Below are 19,133 nucleotides of genomic sequence, written 5' to 3' on the forward strand. Positions count from 1 at the left end.
CGGGAACTGTTCAAGATACCGCCTGCGGCGGCCCCCACCAAGCCTGCACCCCACGCCGGACCCGGCCCGCACCCTGCGCCGGACACGGCGACGGGGGCCCGCGCCGGCTCACGCCGGCCCGGACCCCCGAGGGTCGTGAGGTGCGGGATCAGCCCCGCGCGGCCTGGTACAGCCGCTCCGGCGTCACCAACCCGGCGAGCACCCGCCCGTCGTCGGTGAGCAGCACGCTGAACAGCTTCCCGGCGAACAGCCGGCCGCTGCCCCAGTCCCCGCTGACCTTCGGCAACCCGTTGAGCAGGTCGAGGGCCTGCGCCGCGCCGGGGCCGTCGGCCGGGCCGGGCTTCGCCGCGCCGCCGTCCGGCTTGCGCGCCTCGTCCGCCTCGTCCGTCCGCGTCACCAGCACGGTGGTCCAGCCCGTCCCGACGGTACGCAGACCGGCGTCGTCGCCCGCCCCGGGCTTCGCTGCGGTCCCGGCCTTCCGGTGCGCGTCGACCTTCGCCCCGGCTGCGGCCTCCGCCTCCGGGAGGTCGCCGGTCGCCTCGGTCACCTTCACCCCGGGCGGCGGGTTGAAGGTGAACTGGTCGGCGTCCGGCCGGCGGTAGTCGACCTGGGTGAAGGCCATCTCGAACGCCGGCCGGTCGGCACCGTCGGCGAGCACCTCGAACCGCAGCGGCACGTGCTCCGTCGCGTCGATGGCGATCCGCACCTGGTGCACCAGGGACGCCTCGTCACGCGGGGTGAGCACCAGCTCGTACGCGTCCCGTCCGGCGACCGTGGCCGTCCGGCCGGTGGTCACCAGCGTGCTCGGGTCGACGGCGGCCAACGCCCGCTCGGCGGCGTCCTTCGGGGTGACCGGCAACGCGCCCTCCGCCGCCCGCCCGGTCGACTCCGGCAGCGTCCGGTGCGTCGCCGTGTTGGCCTTGCTGTCCCAGGCCCACACGTCCCGGCCGGAACGGATGACGTCCCGCTCGCCCAGGGTGTCGAGCAACGCGACCCGCTGCCGGTCCGGCCCCGAGTACCAGACCCGCAGGGTGTGCGTGCCGGTGAGCAGCGCGGCGTCCCCACCGGCCAGTCCGGCCAGCGGCGGCAGCCCGAGGTCGGCCCGCTGCACCACCGTGCCGGAGAGCCCGTCCAGCCGGGCGGTCTGCAGGTCGACGAGGAGTTGGGCGGCGCTGCGCGGCGGCAGGGCCGGCTCGGCGTTCGCGGCGAACGTGCCGATCGCGGCACCCCCACCGACGACGGTGACCGCGGCGGCCAGCGGCACCAGCCACCGCAGGGTGGAACGGTTCTTCAGTACGGACATGAGCGCACCTCCTGCGACCATCCTGCCGGTTCGCTGCTGTGAGCCCGCTGAGGACGGCGTCCCGGTCGGTCGCGTCGGGGTGGCACGCTGGGATGATGCGGGTGCTGGTGGTGGAGGACGAGGCCCGGCTGGCGGCGGCGTTGCAGCGTGGCCTCACAGCCGAGGGGTTCGTGGTGGACACGGCCGGCACCGGCCCGGCCGGGCTGGACGCCGCCCGGCACGGCGGATACGACGCGATGATCCTCGACGTGATGCTTCCCGGCCTGTCCGGCTACGAGGTGGTCCGCCGGCTGCGCGCCGACGAGCACTGGCTGCCGGTGCTGATGCTCTCCGCCAAGGACGGCGAGTACGACCAGGCCGACGGGCTGGACTGCGGGGCCGACGACTATCTGACCAAACCCTTCTCGTACGTGGTGCTGGTGGCCCGGCTGCGGGCGCTGCTGCGCCGGGGCGCCCCGGAACGGCCCACCGTGCTCGCCGTCGGGGACCTGCGGCTGGACCCGGCCCGCCGGCGGGTCACCCGCGCCGACGCCGAGGTGGTGCTCACCGCCCGGGAGTTCGCGCTGCTGGAGTACCTGATCCGCCGCCCCGGCGAGGTGATCTCCAAGACCGAACTGCTCGACCACGTCTGGGACGCCAGCCTGCGGACCGCCCCGAACGCGGTCGAGGTGTACGTCGGCTATCTGCGCCGCAAGATCGGCCGGGACCGGTTGGAGACCGTCCGGGGCGCCGGCTACCGGCTGATCCCGTGAGCCGGCTGCGCTGGTCGGCGCTCGGGCTGCGCGCCCGGCTGATGGTGCTCGGCGTGGCGGGCCTCTCGGTCGGGTTGGCCCTGGGCGGGGTGGTGCTGCTGGTGGCGCTCGGCTGGACGCTGCAACGCACCGTCGACGAGGAGGCGTTCCGCACCGCCGACGCGGTCGCCCGGCTGGCCGGCGAGGACGCCCTGCCCGATCCGCTGCCGGTGGCCGGCGGGCAGCTACGGGTGCAGGTGGTCGACTCCGCCGGGCGGATCAGGGCCGCCTCCATCGACGCCGACCGGCTGGTGCCGATGGTCCGCCCCGACCAGCTCAGCGGCACCGGCCGGCAGCGCACGGTCGTGCCCGGCCAACGGCTCGGCTGGGAGGGGCCGGTACGCGTCGTGGCGGTACCCGCCCGGTCGGCGGGGGAGCCGGTGACCGTGCTGGTGGGCCGCTCCACCGTGGACGTCCGGCACGCCACGCAGGCCGCCCGTACTGTGCTGCTGGTCGCCTTCCCGCTGCTGGTGGGGCTGCTCGCGGTGGTCGCCTGGCGGGTGGTCGGGGCCACCCTGCGCCCGGTCGAGGCGCTGCGTAGCGGGGCGGCCGAGATCACCGGGCGGGACGCGGCCGGCCGGCTGCCCGTACCCGCCTCCCAGGACGAGATCCACCGGCTGGCGGTCACCCTCAACGACATGCTGGACCGGTTGGCGGCGGCCCGCGCCCGACAACGGTCGTTCCTCGCCGACGCGGCACACGAACTGCGCAGCCCGTTGACGAACATGCGTACCGAACTGGAGGTGGCCCAGCGCCTCGGTGACCGCACCGACTGGCCGGCCGTCGCCGCCGACCTGCTCACCGACACCGAACGGCTGGGCCGGCTCGTCGACGACCTGCTCCTGCTCGCCCGACTCGACGAGCAACCGGCACAGCAGGCCGACCACCTCCGCGCGGCGGAGCCGGTGGAGCTGGGCGCTCTGCTCACCGAGGTCGCCGCCCGCTGGCCCGACCCCGTCGCCGCAGGTCCGGCTGTGTCGCCGGAGGTCACCGTCGTCGGGGCGGGTCCGGCTGTGGCGTCGGAGGTCACCGTCATCGCGGCGGCGGGTCCGGCGTGGACCGTCGGTGTCCCCGACGAACTGCGGCGGGTACTGGGGAACCTCGTCGACAACGCCGTCCGGCACGCGCGTACCCGGGTGGTGCTGGCGGTCGAACCGGCGGCCGACGGGGCGTACCACCTGGTGACGGTGACCGACGACGGGCCGGGAATCCCGGTCGCGGACCGGGAGCGGGTGTTCCGCCGGTTCGCCCGGCTGGACGAGGGGCGCGCCCGGGACGCGGGCGGCGCGGGACTCGGCCTGGCCATCGTGCGCGAGCTGGTACGCCGGGGCGGCGGCACCATCGCCCTCGACGACGCCCACCCCGGCCTGACCGTCCGGCTCCACCTACCCGTCCTCCCCGACCCCGACTGATCCGCCCTCCACACTCCGCGCCGGTGGCCCCCGCCTGCCCGAGTCGATCAAGAGGTTTGCGTCACCCCAACCCACCTCGGCTGACGCAAACCTCTTGATCGCCCGACCGGGCGGGGCGGATGAGGCGGTGATCAAGAGGTTTGCGTCAGGAATCTTGCTGGGGGTGACGTAAACCTCTTGATCAACACGGGCGGGGCGGGGGACGGGCGGGGCGGGGGCGGACGGGCGGGGCGGGGGTGGGCGTCGGGTGGGTCAGCGGCGGGTGGTGCAGACGCGTTTGGCTCGGGCCACCACGTCGGTGGACCAGACGACGGCGACGGTGAAGCAGTAGTTGGTGGTGCGGTCCAGGCCGTGCACGACGAAGTTGTCGGTGCCGGGTGGGAGGGTCTGGAAGGGGCGCGGGTCCTGGCCGGCTTGGGCGGCGGAGAGCACCACCGGGCCCTCGCTGCCGGCCGGGTACGTCCAGGTCAGGGTGATGCCGTCGGGTCGGTCGCGCAACGTCACCCGCCCCGGTGGGGTGCCCGGCGAGGCGGGTGGGCCGGCGTTCGGCGTGGTGGCGGTCGGGGCGGCTTCGCTCGGCGCGGCGGGCGGTGGCGCGTCGGAGCCCCCCACCTGGGACACCCCGGCGATCACCGCGACCGCGCCCAGCAGCACCACGGCGACCCCGGCGGCCACCAGCGGCACGGCACCCGGGCGGCGCGGGGGCGGGGCGTGCCGGCGCGGCACCAGCACGGGCAGCAACCGCGACGGGTCCACCGGCGGCTCGGCCGGCGTGACCCGGCGTACCCCGGCCGCCTCCTCGTCCCGGCGGCTCTGTGACAGCGGCGGGGCATAGGGGACGTCCCGCCACCCGCCGGTCGTGGACCCGGGCGCTCCGGCAGTGGCCGGCTCGGGCGGCCAGTGTCCGTCGTCGTCGATCCGCCCCGACCCTGCCGGATAGCCCGGCCCACCGGAATGGCCGGACCCACTGGGATGGCCGGGTCCGCCGACATGACCCGGCTCGGCTGGATAACCCGGCTCGGGCGGATAGCCGGGCCCGGGCGGATGACCCGGCCGGGCTGGATGACCCGCGCCCGCCGGATAGGCCGACCCGGCCGGGTGGCCCGGTGCCGGGTAATCGGAGACCGGGTGACCGGAGGTTGGGTGACCGGAGGTCGGGTAGCCGCTGCCGCCCGGGTAGCCGGTGTCATCCCGGTAGCCGGCATCGCCCGGGCCGTCGCCGGCCCGGTAGCCGTCCCCGCCGGGCTGACCGTCCCAGGGGCCGTAGCCGCTGTCGGCGGGAGCGGAGTATCCACCACCTGCCGCGGGGCCGGCCGCGCCGAACCGGTCGGGGGCATCGAACCGGTCGGGTGGACCGAAGCGGTCGGCGGGGCCGGGGCGGCCGGCGTCCGGTGGGTAGCCGGTGTCGTCGGCGGGCATCCGCTGGCCGGGCACCGTCGGCGGGTACGGATCGTCGGGTGGCACCGGGCCGGCCGACCAGGCCGGCAGGTCGGGCGGCCCCTCGGCGGGCGGCGGGGTACGGGCGGCCGGCACCACCGGCGTACCGCGCTCGGGGGTGGGCTCGTCGTCGCAGACGTGGTCCGGGTCGGCGGCGGCGCGGGCCAGGGCCGCCACCTGACGGGCGAGCGGGTCGTCGGCGGCGAGGTGCTGTCGGGCCAGCTCGCGGGCGAGGGCGAGGTTGTCGTGCGCCTCGTCGAACCGGCCGCAGTCGCGTTGCATGGCACCGAGCCGGGCGAGCATCTTGATGCCGCTGGCGTGGCCGTCGCCGTACACCTCGCGGTGCAGTTCCCAGGCGTCCTGGAGACGTTCGCGGGCCTGGGAGCACTGGCCCCGGGCGTACTCCACGGTGGCCAGGTCGGCGTGCGCGGCGAGCACCCGCAGCGACTCGGGACCGTCGTGGGCGGTCAGCTCCAGGATCACCTCGGAGTAGAGCCGGGCGGCGCGGGCGTCGCTGCCGACCCGGTGCAGGACCGCCGCCAGGGTGGCCGCCGCCGAGATCGTCCGCTGGTCGGAGATGCCGTACAACCGGCTCGACGCCGCGTACGCGAAGGCGGCCCAGCCGCGCGCGGAGTGCGGTTCACCGAGGGTGACCAGCAGTCGGGCCTGGAGGCCGGCGGCCTCGGCCAGCTCGGGGGAGGCGTGGTCGGGGCGGGGGTCCGCGTCAGTCAGCGCGTCGGCCAGCAGTCGCTGGGCACCGGCCAGGTCGCCGGCGGACACCAGGTGCTGCGCCTGGAGGGTCAGTTCACCGAAGCCGGAAGACACGCCCCATCGTGCTTGGCCGGCAACGGTTAGTACAACCCTTGCCGGTCGGCAACTTGGTCAAGAACCGGTCAGGTGGGCGACCAGCGTCTCGCTGATCCGGCGCAACTGGTCGACCTGGGCGGGGCTGAGCGCGTCGAACAGGTGCCGGCGTACCCCCTCGACATGGCCGGGCGCGGCGGCGGCGAGGGCCGCGAAGCCGGCGTCGGTGAGTACGGCGACCTGCCCGCGCCGGTCGGTGGGGCAGTCCTCGCGGCGGACCCAGCCGGCGGTCTCCAGCCGGGCCACAGCGTGCGACAGCCGGCTGCGCGAGGAGCCGGTGAGGTCGGCCAGTTCGCTCATCCGCAGCCGCCGGTCGGGGACCTCGGAGAGCCGCACCAGGATCTCGTAGTAGGCGTGCGGCATCCCGGCGTCGCGTTGCAGCTCGCGGTCGAGGGTGTCGGTCAGCGCCCGGGAGGCGGCCAGGAAGGCACGCCAGGTCTGCTGCTCGTCGGGGTCCAGCCAGCGGGTCATGGCCACCATCATAGCCGGAATAGTTGAACGCTCAACAAAACCGCGCTAGCGTGGTGGACATGGGAATCCATCGCCTCAACCACGCCGTGCTCTACGTCTCCGACCTGCGTCGCAGCATCGACTTCTACCGCGACGTGCTGGGCTTCCGCCCGGTGCCGATGACCCCGGACGGGTTCCGGGGCGCGGCCTTCCTCCAGGCCCCCGACTCGACCAACGACCACGACCTCGGCCTGTTCGAGATCGGCGCGACCGCCGGCCGCTCCCAGGCCGGCCGGGCCACCGTCGGCCTCTACCACCTGGCCTGGGAACTGGACACCCTCGACGAGCTGGCCGTCACCGCGCAGCGGCTGGCCGCCGCCGACGCCCTGGTCGGCACCTCCGACCACGGCACCACCAAGAGCCTCTACGGCCGCGACCCCGACGGGCTGGAGTTCGAGATCGTCTGGATCGTCCCGGCCGACCTGCTCGACGAGGACGCCCTCGCCGCCCGCAAGCGGATCGGCCGGCTCGACCTCGACCGCGAGCGGGCCCGCTACGGCGGGCAGACCCGGGGCGGGGTGGGGATCTCCGTCCCGGCCTGAACGGCCGTACGGTAGAACGACAGGATGTCGATCGACGCCGTCCTGGGCGGACTGCTCGTCCGTCAGCTCGACCACTGGCTGCCGGGGGCCCTGCACCGCTCCCGGCGGGCCACCCTCGCGCTGGCGTACGCCGGTGACCCGGGCACCGCCGAGGCGGCCCTGCGGGTGGTGGCCGGTTTCGCCGACCGGCTCCGGGGCCGCCGGCTCACCGTGCTGGTGCTCGCCGACGGCGGCCCCGAACTGCCCGCCCGGCTCGGTGTCGTCGAGGCCGGCCTGCCCGGCGACGTGGCCGTGCACGTGGTGCCCGGCGACCCCGGCCGGCTGCCGGTGGTGCTGAAGGCGGCCGGCGCGGCCGGCGCGCCACTGCTCACCCTGGTCGACGGCGCGGCACCGGAGCCGGCGCTGCTGGCCGCCACGGCGACCGGCCGACCGGCCGAGGTGCTGCTGACCTCCACCACCCCCACCCTGCGGCCGGCCCTGACCGCCGCCGGGTTCCCCCTGGTCACCGAGGTCGAGCTGGTCCCCACCGACGGGACACCGGCCCGGCTGGTCGCGTTCGGCACCGGGCTGGACAAGAGCCTGGAGGCGTTCAAGGAGGCACTCTGGGCCACCACGAACGCGACCGCCGGAGTCGATGCCGCCGTCCGCTACCGGGACCCGGCCGGTGGTCTGCTCGACGTGGGGGCGGACCCGCCGACCGGTCCGCTGCGCGACGCGCTGCTGGCCGAGCTGACCCGCCACGGCCCGCGTACGGTGACCGAGCTGCGCCGGCACACGCTGACCGCGACCGCCTACCGGGCCGGGGACGCCGGACGCGCACTCGCCGAACTGGTGGACGGTGGCGCGGTCACCCGGGACCCGGAACACGGGCGGCTCGGCGGGGACGTGCTGATCAGCGCCGGCCCCGCCCCGGCCGGGCGGTCAACCGTTTGACCACGATGGACGCCCCGGTGGCGATGACGCCGATGCTGAACAGCATCTGCACGCAGACGACCGCCTTGGCGAGCTGCCCCTCGGGGTGCACGTCGCCGTAGCCGATCGTGGTGAGGGTGGCCAGGGCGAAGTAGAGCGCGTCCAACCGGGTACGCAGCCCGGAGAACTGCTCGGGCCCGCTCGCGGCCACCACGTAGTCGGCCACCGCGAACGCGAGCAGCCCGGCGACCAGCGCCACCACCAGCCGGCTCAACGACTTGACCTCGTCGTCACCGACCGGGGTGCCGGCCCCGAGCTGACGGCTCACCTGGCGGGTTACCAGGACGGTGACCACCCCGATCAGCACCAGGGTGCCCACCGCCCGCAGGGTCAGCCGCACCCCGTTCGGATCGGGCTCCAACGGGATCAGGAAGAAGCTGACCACCAGCAGGCAGCAGGCCGCCAGGGTGTGCCGTCGAATCCGCGCGTAGCTCCCGTCGTCGCTGGCCATGCGGCGATTCTGCGCCGTGCTCGCCGCCCCGATCCGGCGAATGCCGAACCTGGCCGGAGGCGGACCGGACACGCAGACGGCGAACGGGGCACCGGTGGACCACCGGCACCCCGTTCGCGGAAGGGCGTCACGCCCGGGACTTGTCCTGCTTCCAGGACAGCGGGCCCGGCAGGTCGACCCGGTGCGCCTTGGCCCGGGAGTTCCACGACCAACGACCGATCTTGATGCTCCACGACGAGAAGCCGTTCTCGGTGAAGTTCAGGATGATCGGCCCGTACTTCTTGCGCTTACGGAACATCAGACCCATCGTGGCGCTCCCTTCGCGTTCCCTGTCGTCGTTGCCGTCTCGGCCCGGTAGATGCCCGCATTCACGAAAACCGAAACCTGGTCGGGTCCAGGCTGGACGGTGTCGACCACGGCGGGCGGGTGCGGCGGGACGGGTCGGCGTACCGACCGGTGGCGCGACCGTCAGCGCGGCTCCCAGGCGTCGGGCAGGGTGGTCAGCTTGCGGACGTGCGCCGGGAGCCGCCCGCTGACCACCTCGGCGAGACTCACCTCGTCGAGCACCTGCCGGACGGCGGCACGCACCGCCACCCAGAGCCGGGGGAGGTTCTCCGCCGAGCCCTCGTACCGGGTCTCCTCGGGGCGCAGCCCGCGTACCCCGGCCAACGGGCCCTCGACGGCGCGCAGGATCGCCCCGACGGTGACCTCGCGCGGCGGCCGGGCCAGGGTGTAACCCCCCTCGGCGCCGCGCTGCGCGCGGACCACGCCGGCCCGACGCAGGTCGGCCAGGACCGCTTCGAGAAACTTGCGCGGCATGTCCTGCTCGCTGGCGATCGCCTGGGTGGAGAGCAGGGAGGGGTAGGCGGTGGCCAGGCTCAGGGCCGCTCGGACCGCATAGTCGCCGCGCGCGGAGATCTGCACCCTGCCATCATGCCCGTCCGTCGGGGTCAGCGGGGTCAGCGGGTCGCCGTGGTCGGACGATCCGCGACGACTGACGGTCCCGGGCGGCCCGGAACGCCCCCGGACTCACCCCCACCTCGCGGGTGAAGAACCGGCCGAAGTTCGTCGGTTCGGGAAAGCCGAGCTGCCGACCGATCCGGGCCACCGGCTCGTCGGTGGCGGCGAGCAGCCGGCGGGCCTGGAGCGCGACCCGCTCGTCGACCACCTGCTTGGCGCTGCGCCCGGTCACCGCCAGACAGGCCCGGGTCAGGGTACGCACCGAGCAGCCCAGCCGGGCCGCGTAGTCCTCCACCCGCCTGGTGTACGGGTACCCCGCCTCCACCTCCCGGCAGAACCGGCGGAACGTGGCCGTCTCGGTCCGCTGCGGGTCGGTGTCGTCGGGCGTCCTGCCGGAGGTGCGGACGCCGGGCAGCAGGGCGAGCCGGATCAGCAGCACCGCGAGCTGGTGCCGGAGCAGGGCGTGCGCGGCCGGGTCGGCGCGGTGCCGGCGGTGGTCCACCACCAGCTGGGAGACCTCGTTGATGACGGCGTCCTCGTCCGGGCCGGTGAGCTGGTGGTGCTGCGGCACGGCGTCGGGGTCGACGTCCAGGCCGCGCAGCGCGTCGGCGTGCCAGCGGAGCACGACGGCGTCGAGCCGCGCGGGGCAGCGCAGCACCTGGCCGGGGGCGGCCCGCAGCAGGGTGCCGGGGCGGCAAGGCAGCGCCCGGAAGTCCAGCTCGACGAGGCCGTGCCCGCCGGTGACCAGGACGAGCAGATCGTCGTCGAGCAGGACCGGCCGGGGCGCGCCCGTGCCGGGTACGAGGTCGCCCAGCTCCAGGATGTCGATCTCGGGGCGGGGCAGGTCGGGACGGGTTGCCGGGGAGAGCTGACCGGAAGGGACCATCGTCTTCGACCGTAACCGGGGACGGCCGAGGTCGCATCCCGGCGACGGGACTCTGTCGCGCTCGCGGTGGACGGGAGCTGCCGGGGTCGACCCCGGTGGGGTTGTCCGGCTGCCGGGGCCGGGCTACGTTACCGATCGGTAAGGACCGCGACGTGCGATGGGGTGCTCATGACGGATCTGTTCTCGGTCGACGGCAAGACGGTCCTGGTCACCGGCGGCTCCCGGGGGATCGGGCTGATGATCGCCCGGGGCTTCGTCCGGGCCGGGGCCACGGTGGTCATCTCGTCGCGCAAGGCCGACGTGTGCGAGGCGGTGGCCAAGGAACTGTCCGCCGAGGGGCGGTGCGAGGCGATCCCCGCCGACCTCGGCGACGACGCGGGCGCCGACGCCCTCGCCGCCGCCGTCCGCGAGCGGTACGACCGGCTCGACGTGCTGGTGAACAACGCGGGGGCGACGTGGGGCGCGCCGCTGGAGTCGTACCCGGGCAGCGCGTTCGACAAGCTCTGGGCGGTCAACGTGAAGGCGGTGTTCCGGCTCACCACCGCGCTGCTGCCGGCCCTGCGGGCGGCGGCCTCCGACGACGACCCGGCCCGCGTGATCAACATCGGCTCGATCGACGGGCTCCGGGTGCCGGCGATGGAGGTGTACGCGTACTCGGCCACCAAGGCCGCCGTGCACATGCTCACCCGCAGTCTCGCCCATCAGCTCGCCGCCGAGCGGATCACGGTCAACGCGATCGCCCCCGGCCCGTTCGAGAGCAAGATGATGGCCTTCGCCCTGGACGACCCCGCGACCCGGGCGGCGATCACGCAGCAGGTGCCGCTCGGCCGGATCGGCCGCCCCGACGACATGGCCGGCGCGGCGATCTACCTGTCGTCGCGGGCTGGGGCATACCTGACCGGGGCGGTGATCCCGGTGGACGGGGGCATCACCACGCACGGCTGACCGGCGTACCGACGGGCGGTGGACGGCCGGAGCCGCGCGGACTCGGCAGATCCGCGCGGCTCCGGGGCAGACTGGTCAGCGACCGGCGAGCAGCCGGTTCACCGCCGTGTCGACGTCCAGGTGTTCGGCCTCCCGGCCGCGCGGGACGACGACGTAGGTCCGGCGCAGGAAACGCACCAGCACGCTGCGCGGGACCTCGAACAGGGCGTTGCCGTCGGGCGACGACAGGGCCAGCGCGACGAAGTCGCCGCGCGGGGTGGCCCAGGGCCAGACCCGCACGTCGCCGATGCCCGCCGGCTCGTCGAGGCCGGTGACCAGCAGTTCGCGGGCGAACGACCAGCTCACCGCCTCGCCGCCGGCCGACTCGGCGTGGAACAGGACGTGGACCGCGTACGGGTCAGCAGGGTCGTAACGCAGGCTGGCACGCACCGGCAAGGCGGTGGCGTCAGGCGCGACGAGCCTTAGCGACGTCTCGACCTCTACGGTCGTCGGTCGGATGACACTCATGGACGTTCTCCCCCCGGCACCGCTGCGGAACGCGCGTGTCCCGCTTTTCCCATACTCAGGTGCTACTGCTGGCTACGCTCCGCCATACGCTGACTTCACCCAGTGGTGGGAAGGGGGTCCGAATCGCCGCGAGAATGTGAGAATTCTTGTAGGATTTCCGGTTCTGCCCAGTCGGGAGCCCGTCCGAAGTCGGGTGGTTCAGTCGTCGACTTACTCCGGTAACGTCCAGTGGTCTGCGCAAGTGACGGGCCGGGACGACACTGGGGGGTGAAATGGCCGCGAAGCGTTCCTCAATGGATGCGGTGAGTAGGGCCGAGTCACCGAAAGTAGGGGCCCGAGCAGCCAAAAGGCGGGGTGACAGGGTGCCGATCAAGCCACCGGACCGAGACGGTCGGGCGACCTCCGACGCCGGTCGTGCCGGTCGAGTCGCCGGCGCCCCCCGCAACTCCCGGGGCCGGGCCCGGCCGGTCAACGGACGCGCCCGCGGTGGCGGAGGCCGATCCGGCCGGACCGCCCTCGCCGCCCGCCCCACCGGCTGGCGGTGGCGGGTACGCACCACCCTCGACCTGATCCGGGCCAACCCCACCGGACGCGTCGCCCTCAAGATATTCATCGCCGTCGCCGGGGCGCTCGTGGTGACCGTCGGCATCGCCCTGATCCCGCTCCCCGGTCCCGGCTGGCTGATCGTCATCGCCGGCCTCGCCATCTGGGCCGTCGAGTTCCACTGGGCCCGCCGGCTGCTCGGGTTCACCCGGCGCCACGTCCACGCCTGGACCCGGTGGGCCACCACCCGCTCCCTGGCCGTGCGGTTCCTGCTCGGCTCCGTCGGCCTCGTCTTCGTCGCCGTGGTGCTCTGGCTCTCGCTCAAGTACAGCCTCGGCATCGACCTCGTCGCCCAACTGCTGCACTACCTCGCCACGACCTGACCGGCACCCCGGGTTTTTGGCTCCGCCGCACGATCGGGTAGAGTCAACGGCGCTGAGGGCGATTAGCTCAGTGGGAGAGCGCTTCGTTCACACCGAAGAGGTCGCTGGTTCGATACCAGCATCGCCCACTCTCAGTTCCGCAGGTCAGAGGCCGCTTCCCGGGTTCGGGAGGTGGCCTTTCTGCTGTCGTACGTGCTCCGGCCGGTGACCGCAGCGTCCCGACTCCGGGCCGTGATCACGTGGTCGGCCGCGGTCTCAGTCTCGGATAGGGAATCACCCGCCGTCCTGCGCTGGCGGGGCCAGGCCGGGCGCGGCGCGGCCACCCTCCGGGCTCGGTCGGAGGCCGGGGGCGGGATGGTGGGTGCGCATCCTTTCGAGCTGATGACATCAGCGATTCAGGTGTATCCGGTCAGCCGTGGCCGATTCGATCGGTGATCGACCCGCTGGGCCCCGGCCGGCCCCCGGCCGACTCGACCTAAGTCGACGGCTGCGGAGGAAACCGCCGCCGTGCGGTATCCGCAGCCGGCCGTCGTCGGCGATTCGTCAACGCCGTCAGGTCGAAAGGACGCTGAGAGCAATACCTGCCCGCAGCCCTCAGCCCCCGTTTGCGGACCGGCCGCGACCCCGTGCCCGTGCGGATAGCCGCCGACCGTGGTGAAAGAGCGCCTCTTGCGGGCCGGCAGCACTTCCGATACACAAAGGGCGGTGCACCGAGCGCGTCCGAGACCTTACCGAAGGTCGTCCGCCGACATTGATGGAGGCGCAGTCATGGCGTTGACCCCGGCGGCTGGTGGTGGCGACTCGCCGACGTCGCCCCTGCCGATTCCGGCACCGGGACCGGTCAATGCCGAGGTCCAGTGGGACGGGTTCGACCCGCAGACATATGTCCGACACAACTACGCGGACCTGCGGGCCGATGATCGGGAGATTCTCCGCCGGACCAGGGATTTCTTCGCCGGGGCGGAGCTTTCCGGGGCGCGCTGTGTCGACGTGGGGTCGGGAGCGAATCTCTATCCGGCGCTGTCGCTTCTGCCGTTCGCCCACACCGTCGATCTGTGTGAATGGTCGACATCGAATGTGTGTTGGCTGCGTCAGCAGGTCGACTCCTACGACCCGATGTGGGATCCGTACTGGCAGGTGTGTGCGGAGCACCCGGCGTACGCTGCCCTGACCGACCCGAGGCGGCGGCTGGCGCGGGTGGCCCGGGTGTCGCGGACCAGTGTCTTCACCCTGCCGGTGCACGCCTGGGACGCCGGAACGATGTTCTTCGTGGCGTGTTCCATCTCGGCCCACCGGTCGGAGGCCGAACGGGCGATAGCCCGGTTCCTGCGTGCGCTGCGGCCCGGATCGCCCTTTGCCCTGGCGGTCATGCTCGGCTCCGCCGGCTACCACGTCGGTCGACGGTCCTTTCCGGCCGTGTCACTCGACCGCGCCGAGGTCGTGGCCGGTATCGCCGCGAGCGCGTACGAACTTGACGTCCACGAGGAACGCCCCCGACCGCCGTTGCGTGACGGTTACGTGAGTATGTTGCTGACCACCGGTCGTACCCGCGGATAGCATCGACGGCGGCACCGGGCCTGGTCCACACCCGATGGTCGGCTTACCGACACCCCGCCGACAAGCGCTTCGTACGGTGGTCGACCGGCCCGCTACCATGACGGTGCACATTACTGTCGGCCACCGTGGATCTTCCTGCGTACGGCAACAACAGCGGTTTCGAGTCGGCGGCTACAACAACAGACGGCGGTGGATCATGCGGATACAGCCGCGCCAGGAGATCCTCGACATCTGGCGGGCCACGGTGCGCAGTTGTTGGGACGATGGTGAATGGCGCTGGGGTGGCCGGAGCGGCAGCAACTCGATCAGTGACGCGGAGCAGTTACTGACCCTGCTGCTCCCCGCGGCCAAGGTTTCCGAGCTGTCGCTCGACGATCCGGACCGGGTCGACGACGAGGTGATCGAGGCACTCAGTTCGCTCGGTGACGCGATCAAGATACCCCGTCAGCTGGTCGGTCTGATGGTCGAGTACTTCCGCCGCTACACCGACGAGGCCGGCACGCCGATCTTCGCCGGTGGCAGCTACCTCACCCCGACCGAGGGCGGGCCACCGCTCACCGAGGAGCAGTACTCGCTGGACATCGTCGACTCGTTCGCGGTGTCCGTCACCCTCACCTTGGCGACGATCGGTTTCGTCAAGGTCTACCGCAAGGCCACCCAGCGGCGTGATCTGCTCGCCCAGTTGGACGAGTTGGAGGCGATGGCCAACGTGCGACTGACCGCGGCCATGGTCGGTCTGCTCCGCAGCTTCAGTACCTTCGTCTTCACCTCCACCGACCCGTCCGGCCGTCGGCTGTGCGACATGGTCAACCAGGACGAGTTACCGCGCCGGGAAGTCGTGGACGCGTTGCGCGAACAGTTGCAGGACACGATGGCCAGCCTGCGCAGTGTGCTCCTCGGGTCGGGTCGGGTGACCGAAGACCTCGACAACAGCGAGATGCTCTTCGAGTGCGGCTGGTCCTGGGGAACCATCGCCGGAGCCGAGGAGGTCGCGACCAGCGAACCGATCGGCCGGCAGCGCCCCGGGTCCGCGGAGAACGCCCCCTACCTCTACTTCACGGTCATCGCGATGGACGCCATCGAGGACCTGAACTCCGAACGCACCCGCCTGCTCGGCCTGCTCAACGAGGAACAGCAGCGGCTGTCCCGGGCGCTGCAACTGCGCTGGGAGCTGACCCGGACCTACTGGGCGACGGTGGCGACCTTCGGCAACCGGCGACGCTGGCCCATCGAGGACATCCCGTGGCGGACGACCGACGGCGACCGGACCGACTACTACACGCTGCAGACGACGTCGCTGGCGGTCAAGGGCCTGCTCGCCGTGGGGCGCGGTGGCGACGAGGAACTCGGCCGGATCGCCTCGGTGCTGGTGGAACTGGCGCAGCGGGCGCGGATCACCCGGCGCGCGTCCCCCGGCGAGCCGGCGCTGCTCGTGCACGCGCCAGGCAAACAGGTGATCCTCAACGACGAGACGTCGAAGCCGATCATGACGTGGAACGTCAACGAGTTCTCGACGGTGCTGCTCCAGCGGGCGATAACCGTCGCCGGCCTGCTGAACAACGCCCGGCGGCGCAGCGAACTGCTCGAGTTGGCGGACGAGGTGTGGGACCACCTGCTGCTGCGGCGCATCCCGGACGGTCGGCACCGGGGGTTGTGGGACCATGCCGGCGGCGCGTTCCCGGGGCTGGCGCCGATGCCCGAGGCACCCTCCTGGTACCTGACCGAGCGGGCGGTGCACGCGATGGTCAACGCCAGTCAGCTGCTCTCGGAACGGCCCTTCCCCCGGGCCGGCGGGCTCGCGGCGTACGCCCAGGATCTCGTCGACGAGGCCGAGTACCTGTTCGACCGGGAGCTGATGCGCGGCACGTTCTCCGGGGTGGCGATGCAACGCAACATGCGCAGCATCCGGGCCAGCCTGCGTCGGGCCCAACTGCTGGTGGACGAGCGTCCGGGCACGGCGGCCGCCCTGGCGAACACGGTGCTGCTGCAGATCAACGACGTCAGCACCGGTCAGCAGAAGGCCGGCGAGGGGATCTGATGCTGGTCTTCGTCACGTCACACAAGGGTGGCACCGGTCGGTCGGTGACCGCGGCGAACATCGCCTACCGCAGCGCGCTGTCCGGCAGGTCGACCTGCTACCTGGACTATGACTTCGGCTCGCCGACGGCGGGGATCACGTTCCAGATCCCGCAGGCCGTCAACGGGGTGGAGGGCTCGGGGCCCAGCCGCGGCGGTCTGCACCGGTACCTGCGCGGGGAGATCCCCTCGCCCGAGCGGTTGGACGTCTGGGGCACCTCCGAGCGGGCCAGCCTGCGCCAGCGGCCCGTCGGCTCGGGAGCCCTGGTGCTCCTACCCGGTCAGCGCAACGGCAGCGAGTTCGGCTTCACCAGTGACATCGCCACGCGCTGCGCCGAACTCTTCCTCCGCCTGGAGGAGGAGTTCGATTTGACCCTGGTGGACCTCAGCGCCGGCCGGTCGTACGCCAGTCACATCGCCCTGGCCGCGACCGCCACCCCGTCCCTGTGCAAGGTCACCGCCCGCTGGCTGGTCTTCCACCGGTGGACCCCGCAACACGTCACGGCGGCGGCGGACCTGGCCTTCGAGGCGGGCGGGATCCTGGCCATGGGCGGGGAGTACGGCCACGATCGGGAACGGCTGCGGGAGTCGCTGCGGTTCGTCCGCACCGCGTTGATCGACGCCCGAGGCGACGAGGTCGGTCATCTCGACCTCGCCCAGCAGGCGTTCCTGCGTAAGTGCGACGACGAGCTGTCGGAGCTGGCCCGGCGTAAGGGGGTCGGCCGTACCACCCGGCTCGGCTCGGTGCCGCTCGATCCGCTGTTGCAGTGGCGGGAGCAGCTCATCTCGGACCACGACGTGCAGACCAAGATCGCGAACGTGAAGACCGTGGACGCCTTCGTGGACCTGACCGCGAAGCTGTTCGACGAAACCGCGTGGGAAGCCGTATGACCGACGTGGACGTGAGGTTCCAGGAGGCGGCTGCGGTGGCCCGTACGGAGAGCGTGGCGTACGCGCACCTGTCGGTGGAGTTGGGGCACTTCTACGCCGAGGACTTCGGCGCGGGATGCCAGGATCTGCGGGACAGGTTCGCGCAGATCGCCGAGTGGTCGGCGATGATCCCGGTGCTGGCGAACCGGGGGCTGACGGCGGGCCGCCAACCCCGGATCAGCACCTGCTTCATGGTGGACGACTACTTCCACCGCTTCGGCACCCCCGGCGAGGTGATCGCGCAGGTGCAGAGCGCGGCGGCGGCGCAGGGCCTGGTGCTCGACTACGTCGCCCGGGAGTCCAGCTTCGCCCGCCACGACGGCGTCGAGCTGGCCCAGATGGTCGTCGACACCCTGGTGGTGGAGCCGCCCCGGAACACCACCGGCAGCCGCCCCCCGCTGAGCGAGTCGGGCTGGCTGTCCAACGGGATGCGCTCACCCGGCCACGTCGACGCGCCGGCGATGACGCTGCCCCGGCCGTGGTCCCCGCCGGTGCAGTCCGGTGACCCCCGGCACTCCATCTTCGTCGACGTCGAGCTGTGGTCCGGCGAGCCGAGCAGCCGGGTGTGGGCCTGCGCCCTGCTCGCCTCGGTCTGGCAGATGGCCCGGCTGGGCGTGTTGCGTCGTCGCGGCGAGACGCTGATGCAGCCGCACCGGCTCACCGGCGAGCTGCCCGACTCGTGGGATGCGCTACCGGCTGTCGTCCAGCTGAATCCGGCCGCCGCGCCGTTCTGCGCGTACCGCACGCTGACACTGATGGACACCCAGTACCTGCCGGTGGAGATGGCGGTGCGGACGATTCTCGGCCAGGTGGCGGTGCCCCCGGCGGTCGCGCAGCAGATCACCCGGCGGGCGGGCGGCGAGGGCCTGCGGCTGCCCGGCGAACTGGTCGACCGGTTGAGTTACGTGTTCATCGGCGGGTGAGCGGTCAGTGCCCTGCCGCACTGCTGGCCGCCCGGCATCCGGCCGGCGAGGTCACGCAGCAGGGTCAGGTTGGCCACGGCGATCTGGTCCCGGATCCAGGTCACCGACGAGTTCCACTGCCGGCTGAACCCCGGCACCTGTTCGAGCCGGTCCCAGATCGGTCGCAGCCGGGGGTTCACCCGCGCGCCGGGCAGCCACAGGTGCAGCAGGTGCTCCAGCACCGGCCGCAGCCGCTCGATGTGTTCCTGACCGGAGGCCGAGCGCGCGACGGCGGCCTCCACGAGGGAGGACAGTGTGGTCAACAGCCAGTCGTGCAGGGCGAGGTCCTCGCAGAGGCCGGTCACGGCGTCCGGCACGTCCTGGGGATCCAGCACCAGCTCGACCGTACGCAGCGTGGGGGAGTCCACGGTGACCACCGCCGAGACCTCCCGCTCCGGGCGCGGCGAGACCTGCGCGGCCCAGCGCAGCCGGGTACGCGCCGCGCGCAGCGGCGGACGCCGGTCCAACAGGTCGGACGTCTGCACACCGTCGAGGACCCGGCCGGTGATCGCCTCCAGGTTCAGCACGTCGGCGTCGTCGCCGCGCAGGAAGCCCGCGGTCAGATCCACGGCGTCCAGTTTGCCGACCGTCTCCAGGATGCCCGGGTTGGCCAGGTAGTGCGACCACGGCCGGCGTCGCTCGCCGCCCGTCACCCGGATGACCGAGGAGGCCTGCACGATCCGGCCGCCGGTGACGATCGCCCGGGTGACCACCGCACCGACCCCGCGTAGCTGACGGCGTCGGGCGCTGGGCAGCCAGCAGTCCACCCCGGTGCGGACGTCGGGGGAGACCGCGTAGAGCGACGGGCGGCGGGAGGTCAGCACCGCCTCGCCCTCGACCAGGTGCAGCACCTCGGCACTCTGCTCCTGGGCCAGCGCGGTGCTGTGCTGCAGCAGGTTGGTGTGCACCTCACCGAGTGTGAGCATGACTTCCTCCGCATCACCGCATCCGTCCGCGCCGGCTCGCGGAATGCGTCCCTGGTGATTGACGTGCGCCGCCGTGATCCGTGCCGACCCGGATGCGGGCCGGACGAAAGGAGACCTCGGGAAAGCGAGATTCGGCCCGCTCGGACCTGAATCCGTGCTGTCGACATCATAGGCCC

Annotated in this window: 19 protein-coding genes and 1 tRNA gene; 11 read left to right on the forward strand and 9 right to left on the reverse strand. The window is 72.8% G+C overall.

The window, feature by feature from the left end; all coding sequences use genetic code 11:
- Nucleotides 1-148: 148 nt before the first annotated feature.
- Nucleotides 149-1,303: a sigma-E factor regulatory protein RseB domain-containing protein gene (locus FJK98_RS09075; protein WP_145918621.1), complete on the reverse strand. Its 1,155-nt coding sequence runs from the start codon at nucleotides 1,301-1,303 to the stop codon at nucleotides 149-151.
- A gap of 95 nt (nucleotides 1,304-1,398) precedes the next feature.
- Between FJK98_RS09075 and FJK98_RS09080 the strand changes: the two genes are divergently transcribed.
- Both FJK98_RS09080 and FJK98_RS09085 read left to right on the forward strand, forming a co-directional pair.
- Complete coding sequence (locus FJK98_RS09080; RefSeq protein ID WP_145922653.1) at nucleotides 1,399-2,055, forward strand: response regulator transcription factor; 657 nt, start codon at nucleotides 1,399-1,401, stop codon at nucleotides 2,053-2,055.
- 41 nt (nucleotides 2,056-2,096) lie between these two features.
- Complete coding sequence (locus FJK98_RS09085) at nucleotides 2,097-3,506, forward strand: HAMP domain-containing sensor histidine kinase (protein ID WP_145922654.1); 1,410 nt, start codon at nucleotides 2,097-2,099, stop codon at nucleotides 3,504-3,506.
- A gap of 252 nt (nucleotides 3,507-3,758) precedes the next feature.
- On the opposite strand, the gene FJK98_RS09090 is transcribed toward FJK98_RS09085, so the two are convergent.
- The gene (locus tag FJK98_RS09090) at nucleotides 3,759-5,768 is read right to left on the reverse strand and encodes a tetratricopeptide repeat protein (RefSeq protein WP_205789408.1); all 2,010 of its coding nucleotides are present in this window, start codon (nucleotides 5,766-5,768) and stop codon (nucleotides 3,759-3,761) included.
- Nucleotides 5,769-5,825: 57 nt separating this feature from the next.
- Nucleotides 5,826-6,287, reverse strand: a complete 462-nt coding sequence (locus FJK98_RS09095) for a MarR family winged helix-turn-helix transcriptional regulator (protein WP_145922655.1) — start codon at nucleotides 6,285-6,287, stop codon at nucleotides 5,826-5,828.
- A gap of 50 nt (nucleotides 6,288-6,337) precedes the next feature.
- Between FJK98_RS09095 and FJK98_RS09100 the strand changes: the two genes are divergently transcribed.
- A complete protein-coding gene (locus tag FJK98_RS09100; protein WP_145918622.1) occupies nucleotides 6,338-6,859 on the forward strand; it encodes a VOC family protein in 522 nt (173 codons plus the stop codon).
- A gap of 24 nt (nucleotides 6,860-6,883) precedes the next feature.
- A complete protein-coding gene (locus tag FJK98_RS09105; protein ID WP_145918623.1) occupies nucleotides 6,884-7,792 on the forward strand; it encodes a hypothetical protein in 909 nt (302 codons plus the stop codon).
- Here the strand turns inward: FJK98_RS09105 and FJK98_RS09110 are convergent.
- The 4 genes from FJK98_RS09110 to FJK98_RS09125 all read right to left on the reverse strand — a co-directional run bounded on the left by FJK98_RS09110 (nucleotide 7,752) and on the right by FJK98_RS09125 (nucleotide 10,128).
- Entirely contained in the window at nucleotides 7,752-8,282 is a 531-nt protein-coding gene (locus tag FJK98_RS09110; RefSeq protein ID WP_145918624.1) for a potassium channel family protein, read from the reverse strand. The two genes, FJK98_RS09105 and FJK98_RS09110, sit on opposite strands and share 41 nt — an antisense overlap.
- A 127-nt stretch (nucleotides 8,283-8,409) precedes the next feature.
- Nucleotides 8,410-8,589 (reverse strand): DUF4236 domain-containing protein, encoded by a 180-nt coding sequence (locus FJK98_RS09115; protein ID WP_007075522.1) that lies wholly within the window; start codon nucleotides 8,587-8,589, stop codon nucleotides 8,410-8,412.
- Nucleotides 8,590-8,750: 161 nt separating this feature from the next.
- Complete coding sequence (locus FJK98_RS09120; RefSeq protein WP_088642227.1) at nucleotides 8,751-9,206, reverse strand: Rrf2 family transcriptional regulator; 456 nt, start codon at nucleotides 9,204-9,206, stop codon at nucleotides 8,751-8,753.
- 7 nt (nucleotides 9,207-9,213) lie between these two features.
- Complete coding sequence (locus tag FJK98_RS09125; protein ID WP_145918625.1) at nucleotides 9,214-10,128, reverse strand: AraC family transcriptional regulator; 915 nt, start codon at nucleotides 10,126-10,128, stop codon at nucleotides 9,214-9,216.
- A 168-nt stretch (nucleotides 10,129-10,296) separates the two neighbouring features.
- Here FJK98_RS09125 and FJK98_RS09130 point away from each other — a divergent pair, with 168 nt between their 5' ends.
- Complete coding sequence (locus FJK98_RS09130) at nucleotides 10,297-11,073, forward strand: glucose 1-dehydrogenase (RefSeq protein WP_145918626.1); 777 nt, start codon at nucleotides 10,297-10,299, stop codon at nucleotides 11,071-11,073.
- Between the two features lie 75 nt (nucleotides 11,074-11,148).
- On the opposite strand, the gene FJK98_RS09135 is transcribed toward FJK98_RS09130, so the two are convergent.
- Nucleotides 11,149-11,580, reverse strand: a complete 432-nt coding sequence (locus FJK98_RS09135; RefSeq protein WP_007457244.1) for an SsgA family sporulation/cell division regulator — start codon at nucleotides 11,578-11,580, stop codon at nucleotides 11,149-11,151.
- A gap of 293 nt (nucleotides 11,581-11,873) precedes the next feature.
- On the opposite strand from FJK98_RS09135, the gene FJK98_RS09140 reads away from it, so the two are divergent.
- The 6 genes from FJK98_RS09140 to FJK98_RS09165 all read left to right on the forward strand — a co-directional run bounded on the left by FJK98_RS09140 (nucleotide 11,874) and on the right by FJK98_RS09165 (nucleotide 17,992).
- Entirely contained in the window at nucleotides 11,874-12,506 is a 633-nt protein-coding gene (locus FJK98_RS09140) for a TIGR02611 family protein (RefSeq protein WP_370517023.1), read from the forward strand.
- Between the two features lie 56 nt (nucleotides 12,507-12,562).
- A tRNA-Val gene (locus tag FJK98_RS09145) sits at nucleotides 12,563-12,634 on the forward strand.
- Between the two features lie 640 nt (nucleotides 12,635-13,274).
- Nucleotides 13,275-14,063, forward strand: a complete 789-nt coding sequence (locus FJK98_RS09150; RefSeq protein WP_145918627.1) for an SCO2525 family SAM-dependent methyltransferase — start codon at nucleotides 13,275-13,277, stop codon at nucleotides 14,061-14,063.
- 196 nt (nucleotides 14,064-14,259) lie between these two features.
- Nucleotides 14,260-16,101: an SCO2524 family protein gene (locus tag FJK98_RS09155; RefSeq protein WP_145918628.1), complete on the forward strand. Its 1,842-nt coding sequence runs from the start codon at nucleotides 14,260-14,262 to the stop codon at nucleotides 16,099-16,101.
- Complete coding sequence (locus FJK98_RS09160) at nucleotides 16,101-17,030, forward strand: SCO2523 family variant P-loop protein (RefSeq protein ID WP_145918629.1); 930 nt, start codon at nucleotides 16,101-16,103, stop codon at nucleotides 17,028-17,030. Before FJK98_RS09155 ends, FJK98_RS09160 begins: the two co-directional genes overlap by 1 nt.
- Nucleotides 17,027-17,992: an SCO2522 family protein gene (locus tag FJK98_RS09165; RefSeq protein ID WP_145918630.1), complete on the forward strand. Its 966-nt coding sequence runs from the start codon at nucleotides 17,027-17,029 to the stop codon at nucleotides 17,990-17,992. The genes FJK98_RS09160 and FJK98_RS09165 overlap by 4 nt, the downstream gene beginning before the upstream one ends.
- Here the strand turns inward: FJK98_RS09165 and FJK98_RS09170 are convergent.
- On the reverse strand, nucleotides 17,971-18,957 hold the full coding sequence (locus FJK98_RS09170) for an SCO2521 family protein (protein ID WP_145918631.1): 987 nt from the start codon (nucleotides 18,955-18,957) through the stop codon (nucleotides 17,971-17,973). The two genes, FJK98_RS09165 and FJK98_RS09170, sit on opposite strands and share 22 nt — an antisense overlap.
- Between the last annotated feature and the right edge of the window lie 176 nt (nucleotides 18,958-19,133).

Origin of the sequence: Micromonospora sp. HM134 (assembly GCF_007833915.1) — a bacterium.
GTDB classification, from domain to species: domain Bacteria; phylum Actinomycetota; class Actinomycetes; order Mycobacteriales; family Micromonosporaceae; genus Micromonospora; species Micromonospora wenchangensis.